This window comes from Streptomyces sp. NPDC006283, assembly GCF_040613325.1.
In the GTDB taxonomy this organism is placed as follows: Bacteria; Actinomycetota; Actinomycetes; order Streptomycetales; family Streptomycetaceae; genus Streptomyces.
The window spans coordinates 1-6316 of record NZ_JBEXRZ010000310.1; the positions used below are offsets into that span (position 1 = coordinate 1).

At 68.3% G+C, this 6316-nt stretch carries 4 protein-coding genes and 2 pseudogenes; 4 read left to right on the forward strand and 2 right to left on the reverse strand.

The features are described from left to right. Nucleotides 1-168: 168 nt before the first annotated feature. Nucleotides 169-402, forward strand: a complete 234-nt coding sequence (locus ABZ070_RS34580) for a helix-turn-helix transcriptional regulator (protein ID WP_356639838.1) — start codon at nucleotides 169-171, stop codon at nucleotides 400-402. A gap of 202 nt (nucleotides 403-604) precedes the next feature. Here ABZ070_RS34580 and ABZ070_RS34585 read toward each other — a convergent pair whose 3' ends face one another. After that, the gene (locus ABZ070_RS34585) at nucleotides 605-985 is read right to left on the reverse strand and encodes a hypothetical protein (protein ID WP_356639840.1); all 381 of its coding nucleotides are present in this window, start codon (nucleotides 983-985) and stop codon (nucleotides 605-607) included. 916 nt (nucleotides 986-1901) lie between these two features. Continuing rightward, nucleotides 1902-2405 carry a hypothetical protein gene (locus tag ABZ070_RS34590; RefSeq protein ID WP_356639842.1) on the reverse strand — a complete coding sequence of 168 codons (504 nt, stop codon included), beginning with the start codon at nucleotides 2403-2405 and terminating at the stop codon, nucleotides 1902-1904. 151 nt (nucleotides 2406-2556) lie between these two features. On the opposite strand from ABZ070_RS34590, the pseudogene ABZ070_RS34595 reads away from it, so the two are divergent. The 3 genes and pseudogenes from ABZ070_RS34595 (at nucleotide 2557) to ABZ070_RS34605 (ending at nucleotide 6132) form a co-directional block, all read left to right on the forward strand. Then, nucleotides 2557-3137 (forward strand): annotated as a pseudogene (locus ABZ070_RS34595) (UTRA domain-containing protein). Beyond that, nucleotides 3134-3495: pseudogene (locus ABZ070_RS34600) on the forward strand (YdcF family protein); the annotation flags it as partial. The pseudogenes ABZ070_RS34595 and ABZ070_RS34600, both read left to right, overlap by 4 nt. Before the next feature lie 600 nt (nucleotides 3496-4095). After that, the gene (locus ABZ070_RS34605; protein ID WP_356639844.1) at nucleotides 4096-6132 is read left to right on the forward strand and encodes a calcium-binding protein; all 2037 of its coding nucleotides are present in this window, start codon (nucleotides 4096-4098) and stop codon (nucleotides 6130-6132) included. The last annotated feature ends 184 nt before the right edge of the window (nucleotides 6133-6316 follow it).

A 6316-nucleotide genomic window follows, 5' to 3' on the forward strand; every position in this document is an offset into this window, starting at 1 on the left:
CCTGACATCTACGACTGACATCAACGAGGGCGCACAGCCGCATCCGCGAGCGACCCAGCACGGCGGCCGGACGCCCCGGCGTGCCTTTGGCACAGGGCCCTTGATCGAACTTGCAAAGCAGATGTCGGCGGTTCGAAACCGTCCGCGCCCACCGAGGATAAACCGCAGGTGAGAGCCTGTATAAGGCCCCTCCGGCGTCCCTCGTCTGAGGGGCCTTTTCGTGCCCAGAGTCCGCTAAGAGTCCAGGCGAACCTGACCCAGGAGACGGTCGCTCACCGGGCAGAGATGGACCGGGCGACGTACAACCGGATCGAGCAGGGGCACTCAGCCGCGCTGATCGACACCCTGATCCGTACCGCCGACGTCATCGGCGTCCCGCTCTCCGACCTTGTACGCGAATGAGCCTCGGCCGGCCTGCGCCGGGGCGCAGACCGACCGGGGCCCGTAGGCGGAGTGTCAGGGCTTGACGGGATGAGGAACGCCCGCCGCGGTCTGGGCTCGTCCGGGTCGCGTGACGGTGGCTGCTGCGCGCGCTTCCATGCGGTGACCAGCTCGGCGTATTTGGGATCGATCCATTCCTTCGCCATGACGCTCAGGCTATCCGTCAGCCCTTGGGCTTGGGCCTGGGTTGGGTGACGATCGGCCCGGACTGGTCGCCGTGCTGACAGTCGCAGCGACGGGCACCGTACTGTCCTCTGGGCCCCGCCACGAGGTGCGATGCACCGGGTAGCCCGCCGACTCGATGGCCGTGATGGTGCGGTCGATGATGGCCTGGTCCCACCGGCCGGGGTCGGGCTGCTTTGTGGTGCACGAAGTTCCCGAACTGGGAGCACAGGTTGGAGTAGATGCCGGTGTGCAGGATCAACGCGTGCCAGCCCTCGTCCACCACGCGGCTCGGGACCAAGGCCTGGCCCGGGGAGCTGGCCGCGGTGGCGACGAACGCAAGCGCGTCCTCGAGGATCTGGCCGGCGACCTCGGGCGCCATGCCGTGTTTGATTGTCAGGATCGATCAGCGCTGTGCGCACAGGCCGGCCGTATTCCCTGATGAGCTGCACTGCTCGTGCCAGCCCAAGAGGTTCGAATCCGCGCATCCGCATACGCTGAAGTCGGCGACTGAAGACTCCGGCATGCGCACCGGTGGGTCGTACCCGCTCCTCCACCGAGTAGGGGGCACCGCTGCCGAGGGCGGCCAGAGCCATTACGGACGCCTCGTCATCACTGACCAACAGTGATTCCAGCACGTGCCGTTCCATGGTTACCCCTCGATTGGATCGTGCGGGACAGCAGCCAAGTACCGCAACCCTGGTAACCGCCTCCGCACGGTAGCGTCCCTCCGGGCCCACCTGGCGGCCGGTATGGCCGCTGCCGACCGATCCGGCTCGAGCTACGGATCAGAAGGTTGCAGGTTCGAATCCTGCCGAGTGCACACAGCTCGGAAGCCCCCCGGGATTCTCCCGCGGGGCTTCTGACATCAGCGGATGACCGCAACGCCCCCGTTGGTGGACTCAGGCAGCGGCGTCCGCCCCGGCGTCGTCGCCGTCAACCTCTTCCGGCTCTCCACCTCGAGCGTTTCCGTGATTATGTGAGTGTCGACGCCCTGGGAGAGCAGCCAGCGAGGCGTGCGTGTGCCGAAGATCGTGCACCCGGACGTGCAGCGCCTTCGCGCCACGGCAGAGGATCGTGAGCATCCGGTTCAGGCTGCGCAGGTCTGTCGCGCGGCCGGTGGCCGTGGTGAGGACCAAGCCCTTCGGCTGGTCGGTCGGGGGCTGCCACTTCTTCCGGCGATCCTCTTTTGGCCCGCCTGCTGGGCCTGCGACTTGTAGCACCATCGGAGTTGTACTGCTGCCCTCGCACCAGGAGTAGTGCGTGGGTCGCGGCCCACGCAGAAAGCTTCGTATGGATCAAGCGACGGCGTTCGCGCAGATTGCGTAAAATTCGCCGCTGACTGGATCGTCAACCCCGGCGACACCGAGCCTCCAGTTTGTGCCTGCGGGGTTCGGGCCCGACGTCGTGATGCGGAGGTCGCTGCTGAAGCCGCTGGTGATGTTGACTCCTCCGCTGAGGACCCGCTTGCCTGCCGGGCAGGCGACGGTTCCGCCAACGGTTACACCGTCGGAGACCGTAAATCCGCCGCCAGGAACCACTTCATAACCAGTGATGCCGCCGTTCGGGGCTGGCGGGTTCGTGGTGGTGGAGGCGGACTGGCTGCAGTTGATGTTCTGGGTGCCGCTGAAAGTGTTGCCCTGCCCGACCTGTCCAGAAGGGAAGCAGGCGAGGACGATCGAGGGGTTGCCGAGGAGGGACAGCAGCCCTCCTTCTCCTTGAGCGTGGGCACCGCCGGCTCCGATGAGGAGTGCGGCCGCAGACGCGCTTGTGATGGTGGCGAACCTCTTGGCGAGCTTCAACGTGGTCTACCTTTCGTCTGGTGCGCGAGCGGAGCGCGGAGTCGCTGCGAACAGGATCCCGGGCGGCCGAGGTGGAGGGCCGGGGGCACGCGGACCACACCGGCGCTTCCCCTGTTCGGCCCCGTGCACGCGGCCTGGCCACGGCACGGTCGTGCGGCAGCAGACGCCGTTGAAGCGTCTCGGCATCGGCTGCTACGACAAGGCCAAGTGGCGCGACGGGGACGAGGTGGCGTTCATTGCCGACCGCGTGGCTTCCGGGCGTGCCTACCGCCGCAACGAGCAGACCCAGACAGTCAGTCGCGTCCCGGCGCCGCCGAAGCTCTCGGTGTCCCAGCAGACGCCGAGGTCTATGCCCGAGCCCGTTTGGTGAAGGAGGGGGGCAGCCGACCCCTCTCCGACCAGCTACTACCGGCCGGAGCATGTTGAGGGGACACGCCTCGTGGACCCGACTCCCGGACCCGCCGGCAGGGGCGGTGGCTAGAGGGTTCTCCATGACGCTGGGTACGAGACCGCCCACATGAGGGAAGCGCTGTTCGCGCGCGTGCCCACGCCCGAAGAGGTAAAGCTGTTCAACTGTCGGCAGGTGAGCCGGTCATGGAACTTCATCGGACCACGTACACGGCGGACGGGACCGTGGTCGAGTTCGCCGTAGGCATCCACGCAGCCTCATGGTTCGCGTGGGAGTACGACTTCAAGGTGCCGGACTCGGCGCAGCCGAAGGAGGGCTCATGACCCTGTCGGACACAGTCATGAAGGACTCCCAACTCCTATGGGACTACCAGCGCTCATGGAGCACACCCCGCGGTCGTGCTCCGCGGTCATCGGCCTGGGCAGTCACGACCTGGGCGTGGCCGACGTGACCGCCGATTTGTATCAGCGCGGCATGGCGCCACTGATCGTCTTCACCGGGGGCACCAGCCGTACGGCCCGCGAGCGGATGCCCCGCGGCGAAGCGGAGCACTACCGCGAGCGGGCCATCGAGCTTGGCATCCCCTGTGACGCCATCCTCGTGCAGCCGCGTGCCCGGAACACCCTGGAGAACATCCGCTTCTCACGCGCGCTACCGAAGGAGCCGGCCATCCCCGTGGCGTAGGTTCACCGGCCGACCACAGCTTGCGTGCCCCATGCGTGTCCGATCAGCCGGTGCTGAGCGGGGAAGCATGGGGAGCCAGAGCGAGGCAAGCGCTACACCCCAGGTCAACGACTTCGCAGGTCAGCAGCCACCCGCATAGGGCATGGCCGGCCCCGATGACCCGCCGCCGCACCATCAGCGCCCGGCACGGATCTACACGGACCGCAGCGAGGTTCCCCCTGTAGTGAGGCGAGGTGATGCCTAGGTGCCGTGCACGGCTGGTCGAACGTACAAAGCAGATGTCGGCGGTTCGAAACCGTCCGCGCCCACCAGCACAAAGGGCTTCGGCCAGCTGAAAGACCTTCATGACTTCGAGGAAGGGCGTTCAGCAGTCTTCGCTGCACCTGCGCCCTTGAAGCGGCACGGGTTTCGCTCCGCCGACCGAACGATCGAGGGGGCGAAGAAGGCGTAGGGACCCCGAGTTGAGCAACAGCATCCACCCGGCGTGCGGGGCCCGTTGTGCGTGCTCACCCACTCGGATGGATTCCTGCGTCCGATGAGGGCCACGCCGGTGGCGGCATGTGCCGTTGTGTGAGGCGCGCGGAAAGGCTGTCGTGCATGCTTACACCTTTTGTGCGGTCGGCATGGCGCCGCCGGACCTTCCTGGGCCGGGCCGGGACCGTCGCGGCTACCGTGCTCGCCCTTGTCCTGACCCTGCCGGGCACCGCACTCGCGGCCCCGGGCGACCTCGATCCCGCCTTCGGCGGCGACGGCACCGTGCTCACCGGCTTCGCAGGCTTCACCGACGAAGCTCGCGCGAGCGACGTGGCAGTGCAGCCAAACGGAAAGATCGTGTCGGTCGGCTTTGCTGCCAACTACTCGGAGCTGGAGAGCCGCTTCGCGCTGACCCGCCACAACCCCAACGGCACCCCGGACACAACCTTCGGTGACGACGGCACGGTCACGACCCCCATCAATAACATGAACCCCGACCTCCAGTGGAGCGAGGCCCACGCCCTGGCGCTCCAACCCGACGACGGCAAGATCGTCGTGGTGGGCCACAGCTGGAAGGGGTACGAGGACTGCTGCTGGTTCACTGTGGCCCGGTACAACCCCGACGGCACGCTGGATTCGACTTTCGGCGGCGGAGACGGCCGGGTGTTCACCCCGATCGGGGCCCCGGACGAGGCCCGGGACGTGGCGGTGCAGCCCGACGGCAAGATCGTGGTCGTCGGCACCAGCGGTGGAAGGGTGGCGGTGGCCCGCTACAACGACGACGGCACCCCGGACGCGAGTTTCGGCGGCGGCGACGGCCAGGTGAGTTACGACCCGGCGCCGGAGCTGCCGGTGGAGGGCGGCGACGGCCGCGCCCTGGCGCTCCAGCCCGACGGCAAGATCGTGGTCGGGGGCCAGGTAGGTTCGACCCGCTTCGACTTCGTCGTCCTCCGGCTCAACACCAACGGCTCCCTGGACACCGGCTTCAGCGGCGACGGCATCGAGCGCACCGACTTCGGTGACTACGAGGCCGTCGAGGGGCTCGCGCTCCAGCCCGACGGCAAGATCGTGGCCGCCGGCACCAGCGGCGGCAGGGTCGCCCTGGCCCGCTACAACCCGGGCGGCACCCTGGACACGAGCTTCGACGGCGACGGCAGGGTGCTCACCCCCGGAGTCAGCGCCGCTGACGTGAAGCTGCAGCCGGGCGACGGCCGCATCGTCATCGCCGGAAGCGTCGGGCCCGGCGGCGACTTCGCCGTCCGGCGCTACAACCCCGACGGCAGCCAGGACAGCGGCTTCGGCACCGGGGGCCTCGCGACTGCGGACTTCGGCGGCGGCGATGCGGCCCAGGGCCTGGCCCTCCAGCCCGACGGCAAGATCGTCGCCGCCGGATGGGGCGGCCCCAGCATCGAATTCGCCCTGGCCCGCTTCGAGGGCGGCGGCACATCGCCCGGGATGGACCTGTTGTCGGTCACGAAGACGGGTCCCACCACGGCCAGTATCGGTGACCGAGCCACGTACACGGTGACGGTGACCAACAACAGCACCTCGACCGCCGCCACCGGCGTCTCCCTGTCCGACACGCTCACCGGCCTCGCCGCCTCGGTCGTCTCCGCGACCACCACCTCGGGGACGTGCAGCACCACCGCCACGAGCGCGAGCTGCTCTCTGGGCACCCTCGCCCCGAAGGCCAGCGCCACGGTGACGGTCGCCGCCGAGCCCCGGGCCACCGGCACCCTCACCGACCGGGCCACGGTCAGCGCCACGCAGACCGACCCGGTCTCCGGCAACAACACCGCCACATGGACTACCACGGTCAACAACGCCCGCGGCTGCACCCGCATCGGCACCAGCGGCGACGACACCATCAACGGCACCTTCGGCAACGACGTGATCTGCACCCTCGGCGGAAACGACACCGTCAACGCGAGCTCCGGCAACGACACCGTCCACGGCGGCCACGGCAACGACCGCCTCGACGGCGGCAACGGCAACGACACTCTCAACGGGGGCCCCGGCGACGACTACCTGATCGGCAACATCGGTAGCGACAACCTCAACACCGTCGACAACGTCTTTGGCAACGACACCGCCAACGGCGGCAGCGGCACGGACACCTGCACGACGGACACGCGCGACATCCGCCTCAGCTGTCCCTGACCCGCACCTCCTCCGGACACGGGCCCCGCACGCCGTTGGATGCCGGTGGTCAATTCGGGGTCCTACGCCTACTTCGCCCCGTCGATCGTTTGGTGACGCTGTTGGCGAATTCGAGGCGCGGCGTGACGTCGGCCTTTACGCCCCAGTTGGGGTCGTGAAGGCCGACGTGCGTTGGGGGTGGGTG

What these genes read in the sequence shown, in the direction of transcription:
- ABZ070_RS34585 (WP_356639840.1), bottom strand. Translation starts at nt 985, where the DNA reads ATGGCGCCCGAGGTCGCCGGCCAGATCCTCGAGGACGCGCTTGCGTTC.
- ABZ070_RS34605 (WP_356639844.1), top strand. Translation starts at nt 4,096, where the DNA reads ATGCTTACACCTTTTGTGCGGTCGGCATGGCGCCGCCGGACCTTCCTG.